Genomic DNA, 26,753 nt, shown 5'->3' on the forward strand with positions numbered 1-26,753 from the left:
CGCGGCGCCTGCGCCAGTCAAGCGGCGGCGGTCGCGGAAGGATGTGTCCTGGTCGGACACATCGATGCGTCCGCGTGTGTCCTCGATGGGACGTCGGAGGTGGCGGCTCAGCCGTCGAGCGCGCGGCGGGCGAGCTCGAGCCGCACCGCGACCTCGACGCGGAAGCGGGCCTCCGGATCCGTCCACGCCGGCCCGAGCAGCGTGCCGATGCGCGCCGCTCGCTGCTTCACCGTGCTCGGATGCACCCGCAGCGCGGCGGCGGCGCCCTGCACCGATCCGCGCGCGTCGAGCAGCGCGCGCATCGTCTCGACGAGCGCCGTGCCGCGATCGGCGTCCCAGGCGAGCACGGGGGCGAGCACGGCGTCGATCGACGCCGCGGCGTCCGCGCCGTCGCCGAACAGGCCCGCGTACGGCGCGAGGGCCGCAGCATCGATCGCCGCGCCGACGCCGAGTCCGCGCGCGAGCCGGGCGCTCGCGCTCGCGCGAGCCGCCGCGTGGCGCACGCTCGAGAGCGACGGTGCCGTGGCGCCCACCGCGAGCGGGCGCTCCTGGGCCGCCGATGCTCCCGGGCCTGCGGCAGGGGAGACGGCATCCGCCGCGCCGGCGAGCGTCGCGAGCACCTCGGCGGCGGCCGACGCGGCGTCGTCGCCCTGCACGAGCACGACGAGCCCCTCGGGCGTCGGCGCCGCGAGCCACGCGGCGCGGCGGCCGGCGACCGCCAGCCCGCGGGCTCGAGCCTCCGCCGCTGCGGGCACGGCGACCGCGACCCAGGGCGCGTCGAGCGCGAGCCCTCGCGCCGCCGAGCGCCGCAGCGCGGCCTCGGGATCGCCGTCGAGCAGGTCGAGCGCGAGCTCGCCGCGCACCCGATCCTCCGCATCCGCGACCGCCGAACGCTGCACCGCGAGGAAGGCGAGCACGAGCGCGGCGCGCTCCACGGTGCGTCGGCGCACGCCGTCGAGGGGCGCGTCGGATGCGCCGACGAGCAGGGCGCCCGGCTGCTCGCGCGAGGCGAGCACGGGCGCGACGAGCTCGACCGGACCGCGCATCGTCGTCGCGACGCCGTCCCGCGATGCGGCTGCCAGCGCCCGCCCGAGCGTGGGCACCGCATCCACGAGGGCCGCGTCGCCCGCGACGAGCCGACGCTGCTCGTCGAGCAGTGCGACCGGCCTGTCGAGCGCGGCGGCGAGCGCGGCGACGATGGCAGCGGGCTCCGCGCCGTCGACCGCTGCGCGCGCGAGCTCCGCGTGCAGGTCTGCCGCCCACTCCGCCTGTCGCTGCCGCTCGGCGGCGAGCGCCGACGCCGCGGCGACCTCCTCGAAGAGGCTCGCGACCTGCAGCACGATCGCCGCGTGACCGCCGAAGGTCGCCAGCAGCGCGATCTCGTCCGCCGTGAAGCGATGCGGTTCGCGGGTCGCCGCGAACAGCACGCCGAGCACCCGATCGCGCGCCACGAGCGGCACGCCCAGCAGCGACCGCAGGCCCTCCTCGGCGAGCACGTCGTCGATCGTCGCGTCGTGCGGCAGCGTCGTCTGCGCGTACTCCTCGACCCACTGCGGCGTGCGGGTGCGCACCGCGAGGCTCGCGACGCCCACGCCCGCCGGCACGACCATGCCGAGGAACCGCGGGGAGGCGATGCCGCGCGTCGCGCGCACGTACAGCTGATCCTCGCGCTCGACGTACGTCGAGAGGTACGCGACGTCGACGCCCATGAGGGCGAACGCGCGATCGACGATGCGCTGCAGCATCGCATCGACCTCGTGCACGTCGAGCAGGTCGCGCGTCGACGCCATGACGGCGCCGAGCTGCACGTCGCGACGCACGAGCCGCTCGCGCTCGTCGAGCAGCCGCCGCATCGCGGCCGCCGCGTCCGGGTCCGGCAGCGCAGCCCGGATGCGGTCGTCGTCGACGACGGCGCCGCCGACGGCGTCGTCGAGCATGCTCGACAGCGGCGACGCATCCATGGGTCGATGCTGCCCTAGGGGGCCGGCGGGGGCCACTCCGTGAGCGGCGCGGCCGGCTCGAGCACGCCGGGCTCGACCGGCACGTCGAGCTCGTAGCGGACCGGCGCCGCGCCGTCGATCGAGCCGAGCCGATCCTCCACGAGCGCGACGCGCGCCGGCGACACCTCGGCGATGCGTACGCGCACCGCGAGACCCTCCTCGATCGCGTACGACCAGGTGCCGTCGAGCCACGCGATCGAGTGCTCGTCGAGCATCGCCTCGATGGCGTGCCACTCGGCCGGATCGCCCATGGGGCGCCCCAGCAGGTCGACCGCCTGGAACAGCGCGCCCTCTGCGAGCCGCACGTAGCCCACGACCTCGCCGTCGGCGCGGCGATGCGGCATCCAGTCGTCGGGGATCACCCGCGGAACCCTACCCCCTCGCGCGCGCGGGCGAGCAGCCCGCGCACGAGCGCCGCGAGAGGCGTAGCGTGCCAGGGCACGAGACCTCGAGGGAGCGGCGACCATGGCGAGCGACGGACACAGCAGGATCAACGCCCGAGTCGTCGGCATCGCGATCGCCGCCGCGCTCGGCGGCTTCCTCTTCGGCTTTGACACCGCCGTCATCAACGGCGCCGTGGACGCGCTCGCCGGCGAGTTCGCGCTCGACGCCGCCATCAAGGGCTTCGCCGTCTCGTCGGCGCTGCTCGGCTGCGTCGCCGGCGCCTGGTTCGCCGGCCAGATCGCCAACCGGTTCGGCCGCATCCCCGTGATGCTCGTCGCCGCCGTGCTCTTCCTCGCCTCGTCGATCGGCTCGGGCCTCGCGTTCGGGGTCGTCGACCTCATCGTGTGGCGCGTCATCGGCGGCCTCGGCGTCGGCGCGGCCTCCGTCATCGCACCCGCCTACATCGCCGAGGTGTCGCCCGCCCACGTGCGCGGTCGGCTCGGCTCGCTGCAGCAGCTCGCGATCGTGCTCGGCATCTTCGCCGCGCTGCTGTCGAACGCCGCGCTCGCCGCGGGCGCCAGCGGGGCAGCCGGCCAGCTCTGGTTCGGGCTGCCCGCCTGGCGATGGATGTTCATGGCTGAGGCGATCCCGGCGGTGATCTACGGGATCATGGCCATCCGGCTGCCCGAGTCGCCTCGCTTCCTCGTCGCACGCGGCGACGTCGACAAGGCGTCCCAGGTGCTGCTCGACTTCACCGGCGAGCCCGACGTCAACCTGCGCATCCAGCAGATCCGCACGTCCCTCGAGCGCGAGGACCGGGAGTCGCTGCGCGACCTGCTCGGGTCGCGGCTCGGGCTGAAGCCCATCGTGTGGGTGGGCATCCTGCTGTCGGTGTTCCAGCAGTTCGTGGGCATCAACGTGATCTTCTACTACTCGACGACGCTGTGGCGGTCGGTCGGCTTCGACGAGTCGGATGCGCTGCTCACGAGCGTCATCACGTCGGTGACGAACATCCTGGTGACGATCGTCGCGATCCTCATCATCGACAAGGTGGGCCGGCGCCTCATGCTGCTCGTCGGCTCCGCCGTCATGGCGGTGTCGCTCGGCACGATGGCGCTCGCGTTCTCGTTCGCGACGCTGAACGGCGACGGCGAGGCGGTGCTCGACGCGCCGTGGTCGACGATCGCGCTCGTCGCGGCGAACCTCTTCGTCGTCGGCTTCGGCGCGACGTGGGGCCCCGTGGTGTGGGTGCTGCTCGGCGAGATGTTCCCGAACCGCATCCGCGCCGGCGCGCTGGCCGTCGCCGCCGCGGCGCAGTGGCTCGCGAACTTCGTCATCTCGACGACGTTCCCGATCTTCGCGGAGATCGGCCTCACGTTCGCGTACGGCTTCTACGCCGCGTTCGCCGTGCTGTCGTTCGTCTTCGTGCTGTGGCGCGTGCCCGAGACGAAGGGCGTGGAGCTCGAGGACATGCCCGAGGAGCTCGAGGTGCGCAAGCGCGGCTCGTAGCGCCTGGCTCGACGCGGTCCGAACGAGCGACGACTGGCCACGAACGGCTGGGAGTGGCCACGAGTGGTGCGACGGTGGCCACGAACGGCGACCATCGGCCAAGAAGGGCTGCCCTTCGTGGCCAGTCATCGACCGTTCGGGGCCGATCGATGGATCGTCGGCGCGGCACGGGACGCTGACGCCGGGGCTAGCGTGGAGGGATGCTGCGCGAGCGCCTGTACCCGACGCCGCGCGGCGTCGTGCTGGGGCAGACGGGCACGGGATGGCTCGGCCTCGTCTCGTCGTGGGTGCTCCTCGGCTACGGGTCGGTGCTCGCGGCGCTGTCTGGCTCGGGGCTCGCGGACCTCTCCCTCGCGTGCGCCGCATCCGAACGCGTGTGCGGTGCAGCCGCCTGGGGAGGGCTGATCGCGGGCGTCGTCACCATGGCGGTCTCGGTGCTCTTCTCGATCGTCATCGCACGCGGCTTCGGACCGCCGGTGCGATGGTGGATCGTGCCGGCCGCCGTCGGCGCGCTCGGCGCAGGGCTCGCGCTCGGCGCGCTGCTCGGTCGAGGCGCCGTGCCCGTGCCGCTGCTCGCGGCCGGCGCGGCGGTGCTCGCGCTCGCGATCGTGCTCGCCGCGCTCTGCCTCAGACGCGGCAAGGCGGCGGTCTACGGATGGGTGCGGCTCGATGGGCTCTCGGCGCGCGAGGTGCCCCTGCGCGGCGCCGAGGTGCTGCTGCCTGCGGCAGCCGTCGCATCCTTCGCGGCTGCCGCGGCGTTCGCCGTGCACACGGCGCGCCTGCTCGCGTCCGGCTGACCCGGACCCGTCCCGGGGACTGGTCCCAGGTGCACCGCCCCGGTCGCAGTCCCAGGGTGACTGGTCGCAGGTGCACCGAGGGTGCGATCAGTCGAGTGCAGCTGCGACCAGACCGCCAGGATGCGGCAGCGCAGTCGCCGAGACGCGCCGGCGCGCGTCACACGTCGGCGTGCGGCGGCTCCGCGTCGACGTCCGACTCGCGCGGCTCCGCGACGACGAGCTCGTGCACGCCCGAGACGATCTCGTCGGGGCGGAAGGGGAACTGGTCGATCGACGCCTGCGTCGTGATGCCCGTGAGCACGAGCACCGTGTGCAGGCCCGCCTCCATGCCGGCGATGATGTCCGTGTCCATGCGGTCGCCGATCATGCCCGTGTTCTCGGAGTGGGCGCCGATCTTGTTGAGCGCCGAGCGGAACATCATGGGGTTCGGCTTGCCGACGACGTACGGCTGCTTGCCCGTCGCGGAGGTGATGAGCGCGGCGACCGAGCCGGTCGCGGGCAGCGGACCCTCGGGGCTCGGACCTGTGGCGTCGGGATTCGTCGTGATGAATCGGGCACCGCCGTCGATGAGGCGGATGGCCTTCGTGATGGCCTCGAACGAGTAGTCGCGCACCTCGCCGAGCACGACGAAGTCGGGATCCGTCTCCGTCATCGTGAAGCCCGCGTCGTGGAGCGCCGTGATGATGCCCGCCTGTCCGAGCACGTAGGCCGATCCGCCGGGCATCTGCTGCTTCAGGAACTCGGCCGTCGCGAGCGCCGACGTCCAGATGCGCTCCTCGGGCACGTCGAGCCCGGATGCGCGCAGCCGGGCGGCGAGGTCGCGCGGCGTGAACATCGAGTTGTTCGTGAGCACGAGGAACTCGGTGCCCGCGTCGGTCCACTGCTCGATGAGCGCCTGGGCGCCCGGCAGCGCGTGGTTCTCGTGGACGAGCACGCCGTCCATGTCCGTCAGCCAGCACTCGATGTCGCTGCGATCGCGCATGCGTCGACGGTACCGCGCGGCGTGCGTGCCTGGGCGTGTCGCGTGGAGGCGGCGCACCGTCCTGCCCAGCGCTGGCGCGGCGGACGTTCGCGCAGCGATGCCGAATCGATGTCTCTGCCTATCGCGCAGAATTCCGATCCGGTAGCGTTCGAGGCGAGACGCGTGTCGACTCGAGCTCCACCCGCTGCGCCGATCGTCCCTGCCCCTGCACCACCCGAGGCTCCGATGACCGACGCCGCCGTTGCTCCTCTTCCCGCCCGAGAGCGCCGCCGCCGCTCGCGCAGGCGAGCGATCGCGGGATCGCTCGCGCTCGCCGTCGCATTCGGCGCCGGCACGCTCGCCGCGCCTGCGCCGGAGGCGGAGGCCGCCGTCGTCACGCCGATGACGAACATCTTCGACGCGACGGTCAACGGCAACTACCTCATGGTGGGCAACGGCGTCATGCAGGCGGGGGCCGCCGCCACCACCGGCATCTCGGCCACCGACTTCCACAACGGCACCGAGGTCGCGGGTCAGGTCAACGACAACTTCACGATGCAGCGGCGCAACGCCGTCGCATCCCTCGTCGCGGCGGGCGCAGACAACTCGACGAGCGCGACGCTGCAGGTGCCGCTCGGCGCGAGCATCAGCCGAGCGTTCCTGTTCTGGCAGGGCTCGACGGGCACCACGGGCGTCGCAGGCGGCGGCACCGCGCAGCGATGCACGCCCAGCAACGTCGCGGCCGCGACCCTGCCGGCAGGCCAGCTCACGTCGCGCCAGGTGATGCTGCAGGTCGGCTCCGGCGCCATCGCGAACGTCGCCGGCTCCTACGTCGTCGAGCCGACGCCGACCATCGCGTCGCCGCAGTACTACTCGGCGCAGGCCGACGTCACCGCGCAGCTCGCGAGCATCCCCACGGGCTCGACCCAGACGATCAACGTCGGCAACATCTGGGCACCGGAGGGCCGCAACTGCTACGCAGGCTGGTCGCTCGCCGTCGTCTACGACTTCGGCGGCTACAACGCCGCGAACCCCCTGACGCAGTCGCGGCAGGTCATCATCTCGAGCGGCCACGTGCGCGTGCAGCAGAACGAGTCCGTCACGTCGACGTTCTCGGGCTTCACGAGCCAGTCCGGGGACATCCAGGCGTCGTTCTTCCTCGGCGAGGGCGACCGCAACATCACGGGCGACTACGCCCGCTACCGCGGCGGCACGAGCGGCGCGTTCACGACGCTGCAGGGCGTCACGGGCGAGGCGGCGAACATCGGCACGAGCCAGGCGGCGGGCAGCGTGCGCTTCCAGGGCACGAGCACCGGCACCTTCTACAACGGCAGCGTCGACGTGCGCACCGCGCCGCTGCAGGGGATCGCCGCGGGCACGACGCAGGTGCAGCTCGAGCTCGGCACGCAGCAGGACACGTACATGCTGCAGGCGACGGCGCTCGCCGTGCCCGTCGCGTCCGTCCGCATCGAGAAGAGCTTCACCGGCGCCGCATCCTCCGCCGTCGACGTGCAGCATCTGCTGCCGGGCGACGTGCCCTCGTACACGATCACGGTCACGAACACCGGCTCGACGACCGTGACCAACCTGCAGGTGAGCGACCAGCTCTCCGCGAGCTGCGTCCGCACGCTCGGCTCCCTCGCACCCGGCGCGAGCACGCAGTTCACGTGCACCGGCCCGCCCGTCGGGCAGACGGGCTTCACGACGACGGCGACCGTCACCGGGCAGAGCGGCACGACGACGCTCACGAGCAGCGACTCGACCCGCGTGAACGTCGCGACGCTGTCGCTGTTGAAGTCGGTGACCTCGCCCGGCTCGACCGGTCGCGCCGGCGACGTGCTCTCGTATACGTTCGCGATCCAGAACACCGGCACGAGCCCGCTGACGAGCGTCGCGCTCACCGATCCGATGCCGGGCCTCCAGGGCCTCGCGATCGACTGGACGACGTCGAGCGACCCCGCGACGCCCGCCGGCACCCTGTCGCCAGGCGAGACGGTCATCGGTCGTGCCTCCTACACGCTCACGCAAGCCAACGTGAACGCCGGCAGCGTGACGAACCCGAATGCGCGCGTCACGGGCAGCAACCCGAACGGCGCCCAGGTCGCCGCGACCTCGCAGGCGACGTACACCGTGCCTGCGAACCCCGTCATCACGCTGTCGAAGACGGCCGCGCTCGCCGCCGGCGCCACCGGTCGCGCCGGCGACACCGTGACGTACACGTTCCAGGCGACGAACCAGGGCAACGTGACCCTGACGAACGTCGCGATCAGCGACCCCATGCCGGGCCTCGGCGCCCTGACGTACCGCTGGCCGACGGGGACGCCGAACGTGCTGCAGCCGGGGCAGACGGTCACGGCCACGGCCACGATGCAGCTCACGCAGGCGCAGGTGAACGCCGGCTCGGTGTCCAACACGGCCACGATCACGGGCACGCCGCCCAGCGGACCCGCGGTGACGCGCACCGCCGATGCCACCCTCACGGTCACCGCAGCCCCGTCGCTCACCGTCCGCAAGGTCGGCACCGTGACGGGATCGGGCGCCGCCGGCGACCAGATCACCTACGCCATCGACGTCACGAACTCCGGCAACGTGACGCTCACGGGCGTCACGGTCTCCGACCCCGGCGTCGAGACGCTCACCCCGCCCGCGGGCTTCTCCGGCACCCTCCAGCCCGGGCAGACCGTGCGGTGGACGGGCTCGCACGTCATCACGCAGCCGCAGGTGGATGCGGGCTCCTACGCGAACACGGCCACGGCATCCGGCACGCCGCCGACGGGCAGCGCGGTGACGGCGAGCGGCAGCGCCGTCGCACCGCTCGCGAACGCGCCCGGCATCGACCTCGACAAGCTCGGCACGTACCAGCCGGGCGGTCCGGGCAACGCCGACGACACGATCCTCTACACGTTCACCCTCACGAACTCGGGCCGCGCGACGCTCACGAACGTCGCGCTCAGCGACCCCGCGCTCGCCGGCATCCCGCTGAGCTACCAGTGGCCCGGTGCCGCAGGCACGCTCGCGCCAGGGCAGGTCGCCCGCGTCACGGCGACCATGCCGGTGACCCAGGCGATGATCGACGCCGGGCGCGTGGACAACGTGGCGACGGCGACCGCGACCGGCCCCGGCGGCGTGCAGGTGAGCGACCCGGGCTCGTCGGTCGTGACGATCCCCGCCATCCCGTCCCTCACGCTCACGAAGACGGCGACCGTGCCCGGCGAGAGCCCGCTCGCGGGCACCGGCCTGCCCTACGCGTTCCGCATCGTGAACACGGGCAACGTCACGCTCTCGGGCGTCGCGATCGAGGACGCGATGTTCGAGGCCGGCGACCTCGCGTACGCTTGGCCCGGCGCCGCCGGCGTGCTCGCTCCCGGTCAGGCCGTCGACGTCGCCGCGACGCATCCGCTGACGCAGGCGGAGATCGACGCGGGCGCCGTCGCGAACACGGCGACCGCGACCGGGCTGGCGCCCGGTGGCCAGTCGGCGTCGCAGTCGGCGACCGTGACCGTCGCGCTGCCGCGCACGACGTCGCTCGACCTCGTGAAGACGGCGACGCTCGCAGACGGCGACCTCGGCCTCGTCGGCGACACGATCGAGTACGACCTCCGCATCACGAACGACGGCACGACCACCCTCACGGACGTCTCGCTCGACGACGCGCTCGACGGCCTCGACGGACCCACGCTCGTCGCATGGCCGGGCGAGGAGGGCGTGCTGCTGCCCGGCGAGTCCGTCGACTTCACCGCGAGCTACGTCATCACCCAGGACGACCTCGACGCGCAGGGCGTGCTGAACACGGCGACGGCGACCGGCTCCGGTCCCGGTGACGCGACGGCGACCGACGTCGCCGCCATCGCCACGCCGCTCGTGCCCGAGCCGGCCATCGCGCTCACGAAGGACGTGACGGTGCCGGAGGGCGCACGCGCCGGGGACGTGCTCGCCTACGACTTCCTCGTCGAGAACGTCGGCACCGCGACGCTCTCGGGCGTGCGCATCGACGACCCGCTGCTCGGACAGTCCGCCGTGGTCTTCGGCGCGTGGCCGGACCCGCTGCGCGCAGGCGTGCTGGCACCGGGCCAGACGGTCGAGGCGACCGCGTCCTACGTGCTCACGCAGGCCGACGTCGACGCCGGACGCGTCGTGAACGAGGCGACGGCGATCGGCACCTCCACGCAGGGCGTCGAGGTCACGGACAGCGACGACGCCGTCGCCACGATCGCGCAGCCCCAGGCGCTCGTCGTGACGAAGATCGGCGCGCTGCGCGGTCCCGTCGCGGTCGGCAGCGTCATCGACTTCACGATCGCCATCGAGAACGACGGCGCCACCACGCTCACGGACGTCACGCTCGTCGACGAGCTCGAGGGCCTCGGCGACGTCACGATCGCATGGCCGGACCCTGCCGCTCCCGGCGTGCTGGCACCCGGCGCGATCGCGCGCGCGACCGCCGAGTACGTCCTGCAGCAGGCCGACGTGGACGCGGGCGTCGTCACGAACGCCGCCACCGCGACGGCGACCGGTCCCGCCGGCCCCGTCGCGAGCGACGAGGCCAGCGCGTCCGTGCCTCTCGCGCAGACCGCGTCGATGACGCTCCTGAAGTCCGTCTCCGCCCCCGCGCGCACGGTCGGCTCGACCTTCACGTACACGTTCGCCGCGGTGAACACCGGCAACGTCACGCTCACCGACGTCACGGTCGCCGACCCCCTGCCGGGGCTCTCCGCGCTCGACTACGACTGGTCGGGCGCGCAGGCGCCGGGCGTCCTGGCGCCCGGGCAGGGCGTCACCGCGACGGCGACGTACGTGCTGACGCAGGCGGATGCCGACGCCGGCTCCGTGCCGAACACCGCCGTCGTGACGGGACTGGACCCCGCGGGCGCCGACGTGGAGGCGACGGCGTCGCGCTCGGTGACCGTGCCGGGCACGGCGCTCGTGCGCATGATCAAGGTCGGCGTGGCCGAGGACGGCGTCGACAGCGTCGCCGGCGACACGATCGACTACACGTTCACGATCCTCAACACGGGAACCGTCACGCTGACCGGCTTCGCGGTGAGCGACCCGCTCGTCGACGACGCGGTCGTCATCGACTGGTCCACGTCGACGAACGCTGCGACGGGCGAGGACGCGCTGGCGCCCGGCGAGAGCGTCACGGCGACCGCGTCGTACGTGCTGACGCAGGACGACGTCAACGCGGGCCTCGTGCGCAACGACGCGACCGTGACGGCGACGGGCGCGAACGGCCAGCCGGCCTCCTTCGCCACCGACTACACGAACCCGCTCGCCGACACCCCGAACATCGAGATCCTCAAGGGCGCCATCGGCACCCCGACCGCCGTCGGCGACGTGCTCACCTACACGTTCGACGTGACGAACAACGGCGCGGTCACGCTCACCGACGTGCGCGTCGAGGACCCGCTGCCGAACCTCGGTCCGATCGTGTTCGACTGGAGCACCGTCGCCGTCCCCGGCACGCTGCAGCCGGGGGAGACCGCGCGCGCGACGGCCGAGCTCGTCATCCAGCAGTCGAACCTCGACGCGGGCATCATCTCGAACACGGCGACCGCCTTCGGCACGGGGCCGGGCGACGAGACCGTCGACGCCGACTCGAACGTCGCGACCTTCGTGCAGGCCGCGCAGGTCGAGCTCGTGAAGGAGGTCGTCGCGGCGGGCGCCGCACCCGGCCAGCCGGTCTCGTACCGCTTCACGGTGACGAACACCGGCAACGCGACCCTGACGAACCCGACCATCTCCGACCCGCTGCTCGGCGACGACGTCGTCGTGACGTTCGACTGGGAGACGGCCGTCGACCCGACCACCGGCGTCGGCGTGCTCGCCCCGGGCGAGTCCGTCGTGGGCACGGCCGACTACGTGCTCACCGTCGCCGACCTCGACGCCGGCACGCTGACGAACGACGCCGTCGTGACGGCGCAGCCGCCCGCCGGCCAGGCGGTGTCGGCGGAGGCGAGCGTCACGACGACGCTCGCCCAGAGCCCGGCGATCACGCTCGACAAGTCGACGGATGCCGTCGAGCCTGCCGCGGGCGAGACGATCACCTACACGTTCACGGCGCAGAACGCCGGCAACGCGACGCTCTCCGACGTCACGATCGTCGACCCGCTGCCCGGTCTCTCGGCGCTCGACGTCGACTGGGCCGGCTCGAGCGACACGAGCACCGGTGAGGGCGTGCTCGCGCCGGGCGAGACGGTGCAGGCGACCGCGACGTACACCGTCACCCAGGCCGACGTCGACGCCGGCGGCATCGACAACACGGCGTCCGTGCGCGGCGTGGCACCGCTCGGCGGCGTCGCGACCGCGACCGCCTCCGAGCGCGTCGACATCACGACGACGAGCGGCTTCACGTTCGCCAAGTCGATCACGAACGTCGGAGGCGCGGGCCTCGCCGGCGACGTCGTGACGTACGCGTTCACGCTCGAGAACACCGGCACGACGACGCTCACGGACGTCGTCGTGACCGATCCGCTGCCCGGGCTCACGGCGATCACCATCCCGTGGCCGGGCGCGCCCGGCGTGCTGCCGCCGGGCTCCGGTCCCATCGTCGGCACCGCCTCCTACGTCATCACGCAGGCGGACGTCGACGCCGGGATCGTGGCCAACGCCGCGACGGCCACGGCCACGGCGCCCGGCGGACCGCTGCCCGAGCAGACCTCGACGGCGGATCTGCCGCTCGCCGGCGTCGCGCTCGTGGAGCTGACGAAGTCGGGCATCGCGGCCGACGGCCCTGCGAGCGTCGCGGGCGACGCCATCGCGTGGTCGTTCACGATCCGCAACGCGGGCAGCCTCACCCTGTCGGCGTTCGAGCTCGTCGACGCCGTCGACGGCGTCACGACCCCCGTCATCGACTGGTCGACCTCGACGGACGCCACGACCGGCGACGACGTGCTCGCGCCGGGCGAGAGCGTGCAGGCGACGGCGACGTCGACGATCACGCAGGCGCAGGTCGATGCAGGCCTCGCCGAGAACCAGGCGACCGTGACGGCGCTGCCCGCCCCGGGCGCCGTGGGCGGCCAGCCCGAGCGCATCGCCGACGAGGCCTCGGCGCAGGTGCCGTTCGAGGGCACGCCGCTGCTGACGCTGGCGAAGACGCATGACGTGCCGCAGACGGCGTACGTCGTCGGCGACGACGTCGTGTACCGCTTCGAGATCGCGAACGCCGGCACCGAGACGATCGACGAGATCGCGCTCGACGACCCGCTCGAGGGGCTGCGCGACCTCGAGATCCTCTGGTCCACCTCGACCGACGACGGCACGCCCGACGGCACGCTCGCCCCGGGCGAGACGGTGCAGGCGACCGCCCTGCTCGAGGTGACGCAGGCGCTCATCGACGCCGGCCGCGTCGACAACGTCGCGGTCGTCACCGGCGCGGACCCCGCGGGCGCCATCGTCACCGCGACGGACGACGACACCGTGCTGCTGCCGCAGCGGCCGAGCATCGCGCTCGTGAAGACGCAGACGCTCGTCGGATCGGACGCGACGGACGGCCGCATCGACTACGGCTTCGTCATCGAGAACGACGGCACCACGACGCTGAGCGCCGTCGAGCTCGTCGACGACCTGCCCGGCCTCCAGGGCCTCGCCATCGACTGGTCGACCTCCACCGACCCCGACACGGACGAGGGCGTGCTCTCGCCCGGCGAGACCGTGACGGGTTCGGCGTCGTACCCGCTGTCGCAGGCCGACGTCGACGCCGGACAGGTGCGCAACGCCGCACGCGCCGACGCGATCGCGGCAGGCGGCATCCCCGTCACCGAGCCGGCCTCGGCGATCACGGTGATCCCGCAGGTCGCCGGCATCAGGCTCGAGAAGTCGACGACCGCCGTCGACCCCGCGGTCGGCGAGACGATCACCTACGACTTCCGCGCCGAGAACCCAGGCAACGTCACGCTGACGGACGTGTCGATCGCCGACGCGCTCGAGGGCATCTCCGCGGTCGTCTACGACTGGCCCGGGGAGGCGGGCACGCTCTCGCCCGGCGACGTGCTGACGGGCACCGCGACGTACGTCGTCACGCAGGGCGACGTGGATCGCGGGTCGCTCGTGAACGAGGCGACCATCGTCGGCACGGCGCCGAACGGCACCACCGTGACGTTCGACGACGACGCCTCCGTGACCTTCGACACCACGGCGTCGCTCGAGCTGACGAAGTCCACGACGAGCGTCAACCCGGTCGTCGACGAGACGATCGTCTACGACTTCCTGCTCGAGAACGACGGCGACGTCACGCTCTCGATCGTGCAGCTGTTCGACCGCATGCTGAGCGACGAGCCCCTGAGCATCGACTGGGCGTCGTCGACCGACCCCTCGACGCCCGCCGGCGTGCTCGCACCCGGCGAGTCGGTGCGTGCGAGCGCCGAGCACGTCGTGACGCAGGCGGAGATCGACGCCGGCGGCATCGACAACCTCGCCGAGGCGACGGCGCAGCCGCCGACCGGCCAGCCGCTGACGACGGATGCGACCGAGCGCGTCGACATCGTCGCGCCGACCTCGATCGAGATCGTCAAGGGCGGCACGGCCGAGAACGGCGCCGCGAGCGTCGCGGGCGACGAGGTGCTCTACACGTTCCGCGTCGAGAACACGGGCGCCACGACCCTCGCGAACGTCGCGATCACCGACGTCCTCCCCGGCGTGAGCGTGCCCGTCCTCGACTGGGCCGGCTCGACGGATCCGTCGACGCCCGACGGCGTGCTCTCGCCCGGCGAGGCGGTCGAGGCCAGCGCGACGTACGCGCTGACGCAGGCCGACGTGGATGCCGGCGGCGTCGTGAACGAGGTGCTCGTCACGGCGACGGATCCCGACGCCCAGCCCGTCACCGACGAGGACGTCTACCCGATCGCGCTCGAGGGCACGGGAGCGCTCACGCTCACGAAGACGCCGCTCACGCAGCCGCAGGTCGTCGGCGACCCGATCGTCTACGAGCTCGTCGCCAGCAACGTCGGCGCCGTGACGCTCACCGACGTCGTCATCGACGACCCGCTGCCGGGTCTCTCGGCACTCGAGTACGCGTGGCCCGACCCCGCGTTCCCCGGCAGGCTCCTGCCCGGGCAGGACGTCGTCGCGACGGCGAGCGTCGCCGTCACGCAGGCCGACCTCGACGCGCTCGGCGTCGACAACGTCGCGACCGTCTCCGCGCAGGTGCCGGAGGGCGTCGCCCCCGTCGAGCCCGCGATCGCGGACGCGCGCGTCGAGCTGCCCTTCCGACCGGGCATCGCACTCGAGAAGACCGGCACGGTGCTCGAGGCGGTCGCCGGCGGCGACGTGCGCTTCGACCTCACCGTCACGAACACCGGCAACGTCACGCTCACGGACGTCGCGCTGCGCGACGAGCTCGACCGACTCGGCCCGATCATCGTCGACTGGGCGGCATCGACCGACCCCGCCACGGACGAGGGCGTCCTGTCGCCCGGCGAGCAGATGCGCGCGACCGCGGTCTACGCGCTCACGCAAGCCGACCTCGAGGTCGGATCGATCGCCAACGACGCGACGGTCGTCGCCACGACGCCGGCGACGGACGGCGACGGCGACCCGATCCTCGTCGACGACGATGCATCGGTCGTCGTGCCCATCGCGGGCACGCCGGTGCTGACGATCGAGAAGTCGACCGAGGTGGAGGATCCGTCGGTCGGCGACGCCGTGCCGTACACGATCGTCGCCACGAACAGCGGCACCGTGCGGCTCACGGGCGTCGAGATCGTCGACCCGCTGATCCCGGACCTCGAGGTCGTCTGGCCCGACCCGGACGCGCCCGGCGTGCTCGAGGTGGGCGAGTCGGCGACGGCGACGGGCTCGTACGTCGTCACGCCGGCGGACGCCGACGCGGGCTCGATCATGAACGTCGCCACCGCGACGGGCACGGGGCGCGGCGGACAGGCGACCGGCTCCGACGAGCACGAGCTGGAGCTCGTACCCTCGCCGTCGATCGCGCTGACCAAGGACGGCTCGCTCGTCGGGCCGGGCGCGGTCGGCGACACGGTCTCGTACGTCTTCGCGATCGAGAACACCGGCGACGTGACCCTCACGGACGTCGTGCTCGCCGATCCGCTGCCAGGACTCGAGGCGCTCGCCATCGCGTGGGGTGACTCGAGCGATCCCGCGACCGGCGAGGGCGTGCTCTCGGCGGGCGAGACGGTGACGGCGACCGCGACCTACGCGCTGACGCAGGCCGACGTCGATGCGGGGTCGGTGGCGAACGAGGCGACCGTGACCGCGACGGGGCCGACCGGCAGCGTCGACGCCACGGCATCCGACGTCGTCGTCTCGTCCGGCACGGCGCTCATCGCGCTCGACAAGACGGGCACGGCGGAGGCCGGCGCCGAGAGCGTCGCGGGCGACGCCATCGCGTACGACTTCCTCGTGACGAACGTCGGCACGACGACGCTCGAGGACGTCGCGATCGACGACCCCATGGAGGGCCTGAGCGACGTCGTCGTCGACTGGTCGACGTCGAGCGACCCCGCGACGCCCGAGGGCGTGCTGGCGCCGGGCGAGTCGGTCCGGGCGACGGCCGCCTACGTGCTCACGCAGGCGGACGTCGACGCCGGCGTCGTCGAGAACACGGCGACGGCATCCGGCACGACGCTCGACGGCACCCGCACGGTCGAGCAGGAGGACACGGCGGAGGTGCCGCTCGGCGGCACGCCGGCGCTCGCGATCGACAAGTCGCACGTCGGCGAGCCGACCGCGGTCGGCGACGTCGTCGAGTACCGGTTCCTCGTGACCAACGCCGGCACGGTGACGATCGCGGACGTCGCGGTCGTCGACGAGCTCGACGGGCTCTCGACGCCCGTCGTCGACTGGGCGACGTCGAGCGATCCCGCGACGGGCGAGGGCATCCTCGCGCCCGGCGAGACCGTGCTCGCGACCGCGAGCTACACGATCGTGCAGGCGGACGTGGATCGGGGCAGCGTGACGAACACGGCGATCGCGACGGGAGTCGCCGCCGACGGCGGCGACGTCGCGTCGCCGTCGGACGCCGACGCCTACGCGCTGCCGCAGTCGCCGAGCCTCTCGCTCGTGAAGGAGGCGTCGGCGGACGGCGCCGCGGCGGGTGCGACCGTGACGTACGACTTCACCGTCGTCAACGACGGCACCGTGACGCTCGACGGCGTCACGATCGCCGACGCGCTGCCCGGTCTCTCCGAGATCGCCTACGACTGGGACGGCTCGACCGATCCCGCCACCGGCGAGGGCGTGCTCTCGCCCGGCGAGACGGTCACGGCGACGGCGACCTACGTGCTCACGCAGGCCGACGTCGACGCCGGCGGCGTCGTGAACGCGGCCGAGGTCAGCGGCACGGTCGTCGGCTGCGACGACGCGGCGTGCGCGACCGTCGACGACGACGACGCCGTGACGACGCCCCTCGCTCCCGTGGCGGCGCTCGAGATCGTGAAGGGCGCCGATCGCGAGCGTGCCGTGATGGGCGACGTCGTCACGTACGCCTTCACGGTCGAGAACGTCGGCACCGTCACGCTCACCGACGTGACGATCGATGACCGGCTCGAGGGCCTCTCGGCGATCGACTACGCATGGCCGGGCGAGCCGGGCGTGCTCGCGCCGGGCGAGCGCGTCACCGCGACGGCGACCTACGAGGTCACGCGCGCCGATGCGATCGCGGGCGGCGTCACGAACGTGGCCGTCGCGACGGGCACGGCACCCGGCTCGTCGACGCCGGTCGAGGCGACGGACGAGGTCGAGGTGGAGGTGCTGCCCCCGGGCCAGGCGCTGCCGCCGACGGGCTTCGAGCACGGCGCCGGGCTCGCGCTCGCCGCACTCGTGCTGCTGCTGCTCGGTGCCGCGCTCGTGCTGCGTCGTCGCGCTCGGCGCGCCTGATGCCCGGTCGCCTCGGTCGGCACCGTGCCGGCCGGGGCGACCGCATCCGCCAGGGGGCGCCCGAGCCGCATGCCAGGCTCGTGTCGTGAGCGACGAGGACCCGCAGCACGGCGTCGGCCCCTGGGTCGGGCCGTGGCCGACCGATGCGCGCTACGACCCCGAGCTGCTCGAGCACGGTGACCGGCGGAACGTCGTCGACGGCTACCGGTACTGGTCGCTCGAGGCGATCGTCGCCGACCTCGACGCACGCAGGAACCCCGTCCACGTCGCGATCGAGAACTGGCAGCACGACCTCAACATCGGCTCGATCGTGCGCACCGCGAACGCGTTCCTCGCCGCCGAGGTGCACATCGTCGGTCGGCGTCGCTGGAACCGCCGTGGGGCCATGGTGACCGACCGCTACCAGCACATCCGTCACCACGAGTCGGTGGAGGCGCTCGCCGCGTGGGCCGAGGAGGCGGGGCTGCCGATCGTGGCGGTAGACACGCATCCCGCATCCCGCCCCGTGGATGCAGCACCCCTGCCGCGCGCGTGCGTCCTGCTGCTGGGGCAGGAGGGGCCGGGGCTCACCGACGCGGCGATCGCGGCGGCGTCGGAGCACGTGCACGTGCGGCAGCTCGGCTCGACCCGCTCCCTCAACGCCGCCGCGGCGGCCGCGATCGTCATGCACGAGTGGCTGCGGGTGCACGCCCCGAGCGGCTGAGGTTCGGGGTCAGGCGCCCGTGAAGGTGAGCCAGAGCAGCAGCACGTTGAGCGTGACGAGCGCGGTGGCGAAGAGGGCGCCGAGCGCCGTCGTCCACCAGCGGTTCGCATGCTCGCCCATGACCGAGCGCCGCGCCGTGAGCCACACGAGCGGCACGAGCGCGAAGGGGATGCCGAACGAGAGCACGACTTGGCTCAGCACGAGCGCGAGCGTCGGGTCGACGCCGAGCGCGAGGATCGCGAGCGCCGGCACGAGCGTGACGAGCCGGCGCGTGGTCACGGAGATGCGCACGCGGACGAGCCCCTGCATGATCTCCGACCCGGCGTACGCGCCGACCGCGGTCGAGGCGAGCCCCGAGGCGAGCAGGCCGATGGCGAAGAGCGTCGCGACGCCCGCGCCGAGCGCGGCGGCGATCGCGGCGTGCGCGCCCTCGAGCGAGTCGGTGCCCTCGACGCCCGCGAGGTTCGCGGCGGCGAGCACGATGATCGCGACGTTCACCGTGCCGGCGATCGCGAGCGCGATCGTCACGTCCCAGCGCGTCGCGCGCAGCAGGCGCGGCACGGGCATCCGCTCGCCGTCGCTCGAGCGGAATCGGTCGCGCGTGAGGCTCGAATGCGCGTAGATCGCGTGCGGCATGACGGTCGCGCCGAGGATGGATGCCGCGAGCAGCACGGTGTCCGGCCCCTCGAAGCGCGGCACGAGGCCGCCGAGCGCCTCGGGGCCCGGCGGGCCGGCGACGAGGCCCGCCGTGAAGCCGACGGCGATGACGACGAGCATGCTGGCGATGACGATCTCGAAGACCTTGGGTCCGCGTCGGGACTGCAGCCACAGCAGCGCCATCGAGATCGCTCCGGTGATCGCGCCGCCGGCGACGAGCGGGATCTCGAACAGCAGCCAGAGCGCGACGGCGCCACCGATCACCTCTGCGACGTCGGTCGCCATCGCCACGGCCTCCGCCTGCAGCCAGTAGGCGATGCGGCCGACGCGCGAGCCGAAGCGCTCGCCCAGCACCTCGGGCAAGCTCTTGCCGGTGACGATGCCGAGCTTCGCCGAGAGGTACTGGATGAGCCAGGCCATGAGGTTGCCCACGACGACGACCCAGAGCAGCAGGTAGCCGAAGCGGGCGCCCGCGGTCATGTTCGCAGCGACGTTGCCGGGATCGAGGTAGGCGACGCCGGCGACGAGCGCGGGGCCCAGCAGCCAGATCGGCCGCGCACGCGCGAGCGGGGAGGTGCGGCGCTCGTCGAGTTTCGGCATGCCGAAATCGTAGGGCCGGGGTCAGCGAAAGCGCAACGCCGCAGCGAGGCCCGTCCGCGTCGCGTCGCGATGCCCGTTCGTGCGACGCATCGGCGGGACCCTTTCGAGGCTCGCTGCGCTCGCACCTCAAGGGCCGGTGGGGGAGGTCGTGCCGGGTTGGAGGCAGCAGCCCGAGCACGCACCGTGACCGCTCCTCGAGGTGCGAGCGAAGCGAGCCTCCAGAGGAGCCCGAGTACGCACCGTGACCGCTCCTCGAGGTGCGAGCGAAGCGAGCCTCCAGAGGAGCCCGCAGACGCGCCATGACCGCTCCTCGAGGTGCGAGCGAAGCGAGCCTCGAAGCGAGCACGCGGACGCGCCGTGACCGCTCCTCGAGGTGCGAGCGAAGCGAGACTCGAAGGGAGCCCGCGGACGCGCCGTGACCGCTCCTTGAGGTGCGAGCGAAGCGAGACTCGAAGGGAGCCCGCAGACGCGCCATGACCGCTCCTCGAGGTGCGAGCGAAGCGAGCCTCGAAGGAAGCCCGCAGACGCACCATGACCGCTCCTTGAGGTGCGAGCGAAGCGAGCCTCGAAGGGAGCCCGTGCAGAGCCGGCGGGGGAGCCCCTGCTGCTCCAGCGCGCTACCCGATGAGGCTCGGCTGCAGGTCGCGCAGCGTGCGGTGATCCATCATGCGCGCGACGCCGAGGATCACGAGCACGAGGGCGCCCGCGCCGAACAGCGCCAGCACGAGCGCGTCGTGCCACGCGATCGCGGGCGAGCCGCCGTACATGACCTGCCGCAGCGCCTCGACGGCGTACGTCATGGGCATCGCATGGTGCAGCGCCGCGAGCGGACCGGGCAGCGTCTGCCACGGGAAGGTGCCGCCCGCCGTCACGAGCTGCACGACCATGAGCACGAGGCCGAGGAACTGCCCGACGGATCCGAGCCACACGTTGAGCGCGACGACGATCGCCGCGAACACGGCGGAGGCGAGCAGCATGACGCCGAGCACGCCGAGCGGCACCGCGAGCGTGAAGCCGAGCGCGAGCGTCACGATGCCGAAGAGCGCGACCATCTGCAGCGCGCCGAGCGCGGCGGGCGCGAGCCACGAGGCGAGGCCGACCTGCACGGGCGAGCGCAGCGCCGTGACGGCGCGACGCGAGACGGGATGCACGATGAGCAGCAACGCGTAGATGCCGATCCACGCCGCGAGCGACAGGAAGAAGGGAGCGAGCCCCTCGCCGTACGAGCCCGCAGAGGTGAGCGCGTCGGCGTCGAGCGCCGCCGGGTCGGCGATCGTCTGCGCCTGCTCGGCGCGGAGCGACGGGCTGGACGCGGGGATCTGCGCCACGGCGTCGTCCAGTCCGGTGCCGAGCCGCGTCGCGCCGTCGTCGAGCTGCGCGAGCCCGTCGTCGAGCGCCGCGGCGCCGTCGGCGGCGTCGTGGGCGCCCGAGGCGAGCGTCGACGCGCCCGTGGCGGCGGCGTCGGCGCCGTCCGCCAGCTCGCCCGCGCCGCCCGAGAGCCGCGTCGCGCCGTCCGCCGCCTGCCCGATGCCGCCCGCGAGCTGCGGTGCGGCCGCCGAGAGGCGTGCAGCACCGTCGGCGACCTGCTGCGCGCCGCTCGCGAGCGTCTGCAGCTGCCCGGACGCGGACTGCACCTGCGCGTCGCCGTCGACGACCGCCGCGCCGAGCGCGTCGAGCGGCACGAGCGCATCCGCGATCTGCGCATCCGTGAGCCCTGCGGCCTGCAGCAAGGCGACGACGTCGGCGCGCGTCTGCGGCACGTCGGCGGCGAGGGCGCTCGTGACGCCGGCGACCTGCGCGCCGACCGACGCGACCTGCGCGTTGCCGTCCGCGACCTGCTGCGCGCCGCTCGCGAGCGCGGCGGCGTCGGCCGGCAACGTCGCCGTCGACGACTGCAGCGTCGAGAGCCCGGCCGCGAGGGGTGCGGCGCCGTCGGCGAGCGCGTGCGCGCCCGATGCGACCTGCGCCGTGCCGTCGGCGAGCGCATCCGCGCCCGAGGCGAGCTCGGTGGTGCCGGCGGCGAGCGCGCCCGCACCGTCGTGCGCCTGCGCGGCGCCCGCGGCGAGGTCGTCGGCGCCGCTCGCCGCGTCCACGAGCCCGTCGCGGATGTCGCTGAGCGCGAGCAGCAGCCGGCCGGCGGCCTCCTCGCCGACCGACTCGCGCACGGAGGCGAGGATCGCATCGGTCGCCCGCTCGCCGATGGTGCCCGCGAGATAGCCGTTCGCGTCGTTCGTCTCGAGCACGACGCGCGCCTGGCGAGGGTCGTCGCCCGCGGCGCTCAGCAGGTCGGCGGAGAAGGAGGCGGGGAGCGTCACCGAGAAGTCGTACGTGCCATCCTCGACGCCGGCGGCGGCCGACGCGGCCGTGACCCGATGCCAGTCGAAGTCGCCTGCGTCGACGAGCCGCTCGGCGACCTCGTCGCCGACGACGCGCGTGGCGCCGTCGTCGTCGACCGCACCCGCGTCGGCGACGACGAGTGCGACGGGCACGTCGCCGAGGTTGCCCTGCGGATCCTGGTTCGCCCACAGGTACAGGCCGCCGTAGAGCAGCGGCACGGTGCACAGGGCGAGCAGGGCGAGGCGCGCCATCGGCGTGGCCACGAGGCGGCGCAGCTCGGCGAGCACGATCTGGGGCACGGTCATGCCGCCACCTCCTGGGATGCGGATGCCGGCGACCGGTCACGAGTGGAAGGCGAGTGGGCAGGAGTGGTTCGCGGCACGCCGTGCGGCGAACCATCGGCGCCCACTCGATCCAGCTCGCCGGCGGAGCGCAGCGCGCGCTCGGATGCGGGGCTCGCGATCGCGAGCACCGCGAACCCACGATCGGCGAGCGAGCCCGCGAGCGACCACCAGTCGCGGGGGTCGCCGCCATGGCGGTCGGGGCACGCGAGCACCACGGCCTCGACGCCGTCGCGCAGGATCGCGAGCTCGGCGAGCAGGCGCGTGCGCCGCGCGGGGGCGAGGTCGGCGACCGTCGCGTCGATCGCGTCGGCGACGCCGAGCTGCGTCGCCCAGCCGCGGACGCCGCGCGGATGGCCGGGGAGCCCCGCGAACAGCAGCTCCTCGGCGATGACGCCCCGCACGCGAGCCGCCGGGTCGGGATCGGAGGCTCGCGGCGCGTCGACGAGGGCCACGCGCCTGCGCAGCTCGCGACGATCCTCCTCGCCGTCGAGCAGCACGCGCCCGGCGGCGGGCACCATGCGCCCCGCCGCGACGAGACCGAGCACCGTCGGCCGCTGCTCGGTCTCCACGACGACGAGCGACGCCTCGCCCGACGCGAACGCGGCGTCCGTCGGCGGCAGCGCCGCTCCCATCGCGACCTGCTCGATCCGCACCTGCATCGCATCCTCCTCCGACCGGACGACGGTATACTAAACTGACCAGTCAGTACAAGTATTCCGACGGGAGTCCCGATGGCACGGCCGAACCGCAGCCGCGAGAAGGTGCTGGATGCCGCAGCGGCGCTCGCCGCCGAGCGCGGCGTGACCGCGACGACCGTCGACGACATCGCCGAGCGGGCCGGCGTCGCGAAGGGCAGCGTCTACTACTCCTTCCCGTCGAAGGACGCCGTGTTCGAGGCGGTGCTCGCCGATGCCGTCGAGCGCACGGGGACGAGGCTCGGGCACGCGCTCGCGGATGCGCCGAGCGGCGGGGCGCTGCGCGCGGTCGTCACGGCGTTCCTGCAGGGCGTCGAGGAGCGCCCGACGGCGGCGAAGGTGGTCGCGGGCGAGCTCTTCCGCACCGATCGCCCGTGGCAGGAGTCGCTCGCCGGCTACCGCTCGGCGCTCTTCGCGCTCGTCGCCGACGCCGTGGAGACCGATGGCGCCGCGCGCCCCTCGACGCTGCGCGCGTCCGCCGTCGTCGGCGCCATGGTCATGGTCGCCTTCGAGCGCACGGTCTTCGAGCCGGATGCGTCGATCGCCGAGGCGGTCGACGCCGTGCTGGCCGGCGCCTGAGCGCGGGTCATCCCAGGCGCAGTAGCAGCTCGACGACCTCGGCCCCGACGCCGGGCGCGAAGGCCCGCTCGCGCGCCACCTCGACGAAGCCCGCGCGCTCGAGCACGCGCCGCGATGCGACGTTCGCCTCGGCGACGCGCGCCGCGAGCGGCCGAACGGGCTGCTCGGCGAGCAGCGCCGTGAGGGCTGCCGTCGCGATGCCGCGACCCCAGTGCGCGCGAGCGATCCAGTACGTCACCTCGCGCTCGCCGTCGGCGTCGAACGCCGCCACCGTGCCGACCGCCTCCGCGTCGACCTCCACCATGCGCATCCGCACGCCGGGATCCGCGCGGATGCGGGCGAGGTGCGCGTCGAACGCTGCGCGATCGTCGGGATCGGCGCGCGTGAAGGCGGCCATGCGCACGGCGACCGGGTCGCGCTCCCACGCGAACAGCACCTCGGCGTCCCCGTCGTGCAGCGGCCGCAGCGTCACGTCCATGCGGCCACGCTAGCGGGAGCCTCCGACCGCGTCGCCGCCGTCGCGACCGCTCGTCCACGACCCTCCGGTCGGCACACGCCTCCGCGGGTCGCCGACGCGCGGATCCGGCGGCGCCGTCGGCTCCAGGGTCGGCGCAGGGCCCCGCGATAGGGTGGAGTGCAAGCGGGCTCCCGCTTGCCGACCGAGCAGAAGGGGACCCCATGCCAGGCATCGTGATCCTCGGCGCGCAGTGGGGCGACGAGGGCAAGGGCAAGGCCACCGACCTCCTCGCGAGCCGCACCGACTACGTCGTGAAGTTCAACGGCGGCAACAACGCGGGCCACACCGTCGTCGTGGGCGACGAGAAGTACGCGCTCCACCTCCTCCCGTCGGGCATCCTCACGCCCGGCGTGGTCCCGGTGATCGGCAACGGCGTCGTCATCGACCTCGAGGTGCTGTTCGACGAGCTCGAGGCGCTCTCCGCACGCGGCGTCGACGTCTCGAAGCTGCGCATCTCGGCCAACGCGCACATCATCGCCGACTATCACCGCACGCTCGACAAGGTCTCGGAGCGCTTCCTCGGCAAGCGCTCGATCGGCACGACCGGACGCGGGATCGGCCCCGCCTACGCCGACAAGATCAACCGCGTCGGCGTGCGCGTGCAGGACCTCTTCGACCCGTCGATCCTGCGGCAGAAGGTCGAGGGCTCCCTCGACCTCAAGAACCACCTGCTCACCAAGGTCTACAACCGCCGCGCCATCACGGTCGACGAGATCGTCGAGGACCTGCAGTCCTACGTCGAGCGACTGCGGCCGATGGTGGGCGACACCGCCCTCGAGCTCGACCAGGCGCTGGATGCGGGCAAGACCGTCGTGTTCGAGGCCGGCCAGGCGACGATGCTCGACATCGACCACGGCACCTACCCGTTCGTGACGTCGTCGTCGGCGACGGCAGGCGGCGCCGCGACGGGCTCGGGCGTCGCGCCCGCGCGCCTCGACCGCATCATCGGCATCGTGAAGGCGTACACGACGCGCGTCGGCTCGGGACCGTTCCCCACGGAGCTCTTCGACGAGTGGGGCGAGCGCCTGCGCGCGACGGGCTTCGAGTTCGGCACGACCACCGGCCGTCCGCGCCGCACCGGCTGGTACGACTCGGTCATCACGCGCTACGCGGCGCGCGTCAACGGCGTCACCGACTTCGTGCTCACGAAGCTCGACGTGCTCACCGGCATCGAGCGCATCCCCGTCTGCGTCGCCTACGACGTCGACGGCGTGCGCCACGACGAGATGCCGGTGTCGCAGACGGACGTGCACCACGCGACGCCCATCTACGAGGAGTTCCCCGGCTGGAGCGAGGACATCTCCGGCTGCCGCACGTTCGAGGACCTGCCGAGGAACGCGCAGGACTACGTGCTCGCGCTCGAGGCGATGTCGGGCTCGCGCATCTCGGCGATCGGCGTCGGCCCGGACCGCGAGGCGATCGTGGTGCGACACGACCTCATCGACGGCTGACCCCCTTCACGACAGTGGGGCTCTCGGCCGGATGTGAGATCACATCGGGCCGGAATCCTCCTGCTGTCGCGTGCGAGTGCGGAGGGATGGGCGCATGACGGCCGGGGAGGATGCGCGGCTGCCGCGGTCGTTCCGATGGCTGCTCGCCGCCGAGTCGGCGTCGAGCGTCGGCACGTACGTCACGCTGCTGGCGCTGCAGACGATCGTCGTCGTGACGCTCGGCGGCGATGCCGCCGACACCGGGCTGCTGAGCGCCGCGCGCTGGCTGCCGTACCTCGTGGTGGGCCTCCTCGTGGGCGCGCTCGTGGACCGGATGCGGCGCAGGCCCGTGATGGTGGCGAGCGACGCCGTGCGCGCGGTGCTGATCGCGACCATACCGGTGCTGTGGCTGCTCGATGCCCTCACGCTGCCCGCGCTGCTCGCGGTCGTCGTCGCGTACGGCGTCGCGACGGTCGTGAACGACGCGGCGTCCATGGCGTTCCTCCCGCGTCTCGTCCCCGGCCCTGCGCTGCAGGCGGCGCACGCCCGCATCGACACGGCGGATGCCGTCGCCCAGTCCGGCGGACCGGCGCTCGGCGGCCTCGTCGTGCGGTTCGCCGGCGCGCCGTTCGCGGTGCTCGTGGACGCCGTCGCGTCGGCGTTCGCGGCGGTCGCGGTCGCGCGCATCCGCGTCGAGGAGCCGCCGCCCGCCGGCCGACGCTCGGTGCGCGGCATCCTCGCCGACGTCGCCGAGGGCATCCGGCTCGTCTACCGCGGCACGGCGCTCACGCGCCTCGCGGTCGCGACGCACGTCTGGTTCGCGGCGAACGCGACGCTCGGCGTGCTCGTCGCGCCGTTCGCGCTCACGACGCTCGGGCTCGGCGCCGCCGCGTTCGGCCTCGTGCTCGCCGCAGCGGGCGTCGGTGCCGTCGTCGGCGCGTCGATCACGGGCCGCGTGGGTCGACGCCTCGGCGCCCTGCCGACGATCGCCACCTGCCATGCGCTGTCGGCGATCGCGGTGCTCGTCATGGCGGCGGCCGTGCTCGTGGCGTCGACGCCCGTCGCGGCGACGGTGCTGCTCGCCGCGGGACAGCTGCTGCACGGCCTCGCGATGGGAGCATCCAACTCGCACGAGATGGCGTTCCGGCAGACGCGCACGCCCGACGCGGCGCAGGCGCGGGTCACCATGACGATGCGGGCCGCGAACCGCGCCGTCATCGTCGTGGTCGCACCGATCGCGGGCGTCGTCGCGGTGGACACGGGCACGCTGCCGATGCTCGCCGTGGCGGCCGGCCTCTTCGCGCTCTCGGCGCTCGCGATCGCCCTCCGGCAGCGGCCCTGACGGCTCCACGATCTGCTCCGAGCGCGCACGGATGGAGGTTCTCGGCCGCTTGTGCCCTCGCAAGCG

14 protein-coding genes are annotated in these 26,753 nt (G+C 73.4%); 7 read left to right on the forward strand and 7 right to left on the reverse strand.

Annotated elements, in window-relative coordinates:
• Window positions 1-107: 107 nt before the first annotated feature.
• Both C1N71_RS01675 and C1N71_RS01680 read right to left on the reverse strand, forming a co-directional pair.
• Entirely contained in the window at window positions 108-1,961 is a 1,854-nt protein-coding gene (locus C1N71_RS01675; protein WP_137754824.1) for a GAF domain-containing protein, read from the reverse strand.
• A gap of 14 nt (window positions 1,962-1,975) precedes the next feature.
• Window positions 1,976-2,362 (reverse strand): hypothetical protein, encoded by a 387-nt coding sequence (locus C1N71_RS01680; protein ID WP_137754825.1) that lies wholly within the window; start codon window positions 2,360-2,362, stop codon window positions 1,976-1,978.
• Between the two features lie 103 nt (window positions 2,363-2,465).
• Between C1N71_RS01680 and C1N71_RS01685 the strand changes: the two genes are divergently transcribed.
• Window positions 2,466-3,893, forward strand: coding sequence for a sugar porter family MFS transporter (locus tag C1N71_RS01685; RefSeq protein WP_137754826.1), 1,428 nt, complete (start codon window positions 2,466-2,468; stop codon window positions 3,891-3,893).
• A gap of 200 nt (window positions 3,894-4,093) precedes the next feature.
• Window positions 4,094-4,690 carry a hypothetical protein gene (locus C1N71_RS01690; RefSeq protein ID WP_137754827.1) on the forward strand — a complete coding sequence of 199 codons (597 nt, stop codon included), beginning with the start codon at window positions 4,094-4,096 and terminating at the stop codon, window positions 4,688-4,690.
• 157 nt (window positions 4,691-4,847) lie between these two features.
• On the opposite strand, the gene C1N71_RS01695 is transcribed toward C1N71_RS01690, so the two are convergent.
• A complete protein-coding gene (locus tag C1N71_RS01695; protein WP_137754828.1) occupies window positions 4,848-5,672 on the reverse strand; it encodes an HAD-IIA family hydrolase in 825 nt (274 codons plus the stop codon).
• A 225-nt stretch (window positions 5,673-5,897) separates the two neighbouring features.
• Between C1N71_RS01695 and C1N71_RS01700 the strand changes: the two genes are divergently transcribed.
• Window positions 5,898-17,483, forward strand: coding sequence for a DUF7507 domain-containing protein (locus C1N71_RS01700; protein ID WP_137754829.1), 11,586 nt, complete (start codon window positions 5,898-5,900; stop codon window positions 17,481-17,483).
• Between the two features lie 85 nt (window positions 17,484-17,568).
• Complete coding sequence (locus C1N71_RS01705; protein ID WP_137754830.1) at window positions 17,569-18,186, forward strand: TrmH family RNA methyltransferase; 618 nt, start codon at window positions 17,569-17,571, stop codon at window positions 18,184-18,186.
• A gap of 9 nt (window positions 18,187-18,195) precedes the next feature.
• On the opposite strand, the gene C1N71_RS01710 is transcribed toward C1N71_RS01705, so the two are convergent.
• The 3 genes from C1N71_RS01710 to C1N71_RS01720 form a co-directional block, all read right to left on the reverse strand.
• Window positions 18,196-19,443 carry an Nramp family divalent metal transporter gene (locus C1N71_RS01710; RefSeq protein WP_137754831.1) on the reverse strand — a complete coding sequence of 416 codons (1,248 nt, stop codon included), beginning with the start codon at window positions 19,441-19,443 and terminating at the stop codon, window positions 18,196-18,198.
• Between the two features lie 617 nt (window positions 19,444-20,060).
• On the reverse strand, window positions 20,061-22,085 hold the full coding sequence (locus C1N71_RS01715; RefSeq protein WP_137754832.1) for a YhgE/Pip domain-containing protein: 2,025 nt from the start codon (window positions 22,083-22,085) through the stop codon (window positions 20,061-20,063).
• Window positions 22,082-22,783 (reverse strand): hypothetical protein, encoded by a 702-nt coding sequence (locus C1N71_RS01720; RefSeq protein WP_137754833.1) that lies wholly within the window; start codon window positions 22,781-22,783, stop codon window positions 22,082-22,084. The genes C1N71_RS01715 and C1N71_RS01720 overlap by 4 nt, the downstream gene beginning before the upstream one ends.
• Before the next feature lie 72 nt (window positions 22,784-22,855).
• Here C1N71_RS01720 and C1N71_RS01725 point away from each other — a divergent pair, with 72 nt between their 5' ends.
• Window positions 22,856-23,398: a TetR/AcrR family transcriptional regulator gene (locus C1N71_RS01725; RefSeq protein ID WP_137754834.1), complete on the forward strand. Its 543-nt coding sequence runs from the start codon at window positions 22,856-22,858 to the stop codon at window positions 23,396-23,398.
• Window positions 23,399-23,405: 7 nt separating this feature from the next.
• On the opposite strand, the gene C1N71_RS01730 is transcribed toward C1N71_RS01725, so the two are convergent.
• On the reverse strand, window positions 23,406-23,876 hold the full coding sequence (locus C1N71_RS01730; RefSeq protein WP_137754835.1) for a GNAT family N-acetyltransferase: 471 nt from the start codon (window positions 23,874-23,876) through the stop codon (window positions 23,406-23,408).
• Window positions 23,877-24,076: 200 nt separating this feature from the next.
• On the opposite strand from C1N71_RS01730, the gene C1N71_RS01735 reads away from it, so the two are divergent.
• Window positions 24,077-25,366 (forward strand): adenylosuccinate synthase, encoded by a 1,290-nt coding sequence (locus C1N71_RS01735; protein WP_137754836.1) that lies wholly within the window; start codon window positions 24,077-24,079, stop codon window positions 25,364-25,366.
• A gap of 94 nt (window positions 25,367-25,460) precedes the next feature.
• Window positions 25,461-26,687, forward strand: coding sequence for an MFS transporter (locus C1N71_RS01740; protein ID WP_137754837.1), 1,227 nt, complete (start codon window positions 25,461-25,463; stop codon window positions 26,685-26,687).
• The last annotated feature ends 66 nt before the right edge of the window (window positions 26,688-26,753 follow it).

Origin of the sequence: Agrococcus sp. SGAir0287 (assembly GCF_005484985.1) — a bacterium.
In the GTDB taxonomy this organism is placed as follows: domain Bacteria; phylum Actinomycetota; class Actinomycetes; order Actinomycetales; family Microbacteriaceae; genus Agrococcus.

What these genes read in the sequence shown, in the direction of transcription:
- C1N71_RS01675 (WP_137754824.1), bottom strand. Translation starts at nt 1,961, where the DNA reads ATGGATGCGTCGCCGCTGTCGAGCATGCTCGACGACGCCGTCGGCGGC.
- C1N71_RS01685 (WP_137754826.1), top strand. Translation starts at nt 2,466, where the DNA reads ATGGCGAGCGACGGACACAGCAGGATCAACGCCCGAGTCGTCGGCATC.
- C1N71_RS01690 (WP_137754827.1), top strand. Translation starts at nt 4,094, where the DNA reads ATGCTGCGCGAGCGCCTGTACCCGACGCCGCGCGGCGTCGTGCTGGGG.
- C1N71_RS01695 (WP_137754828.1), bottom strand. Translation starts at nt 5,672, where the DNA reads ATGCGCGATCGCAGCGACATCGAGTGCTGGCTGACGGACATGGACGGC.
- C1N71_RS01700 (WP_137754829.1), top strand. Translation starts at nt 5,898, where the DNA reads ATGACCGACGCCGCCGTTGCTCCTCTTCCCGCCCGAGAGCGCCGCCGC.
- C1N71_RS01710 (WP_137754831.1), bottom strand. Translation starts at nt 19,443, where the DNA reads ATGCCGAAACTCGACGAGCGCCGCACCTCCCCGCTCGCGCGTGCGCGG.
- C1N71_RS01715 (WP_137754832.1), bottom strand. Translation starts at nt 22,085, where the DNA reads ATGACCGTGCCCCAGATCGTGCTCGCCGAGCTGCGCCGCCTCGTGGCC.
- C1N71_RS01720 (WP_137754833.1), bottom strand. Translation starts at nt 22,783, where the DNA reads ATGCAGGTGCGGATCGAGCAGGTCGCGATGGGAGCGGCGCTGCCGCCG.
- C1N71_RS01725 (WP_137754834.1), top strand. Translation starts at nt 22,856, where the DNA reads ATGGCACGGCCGAACCGCAGCCGCGAGAAGGTGCTGGATGCCGCAGCG.
- C1N71_RS01730 (WP_137754835.1), bottom strand. Translation starts at nt 23,876, where the DNA reads ATGGACGTGACGCTGCGGCCGCTGCACGACGGGGACGCCGAGGTGCTG.
- C1N71_RS01735 (WP_137754836.1), top strand. Translation starts at nt 24,077, where the DNA reads ATGCCAGGCATCGTGATCCTCGGCGCGCAGTGGGGCGACGAGGGCAAG.
- C1N71_RS01740 (WP_137754837.1), top strand. Translation starts at nt 25,461, where the DNA reads ATGACGGCCGGGGAGGATGCGCGGCTGCCGCGGTCGTTCCGATGGCTG.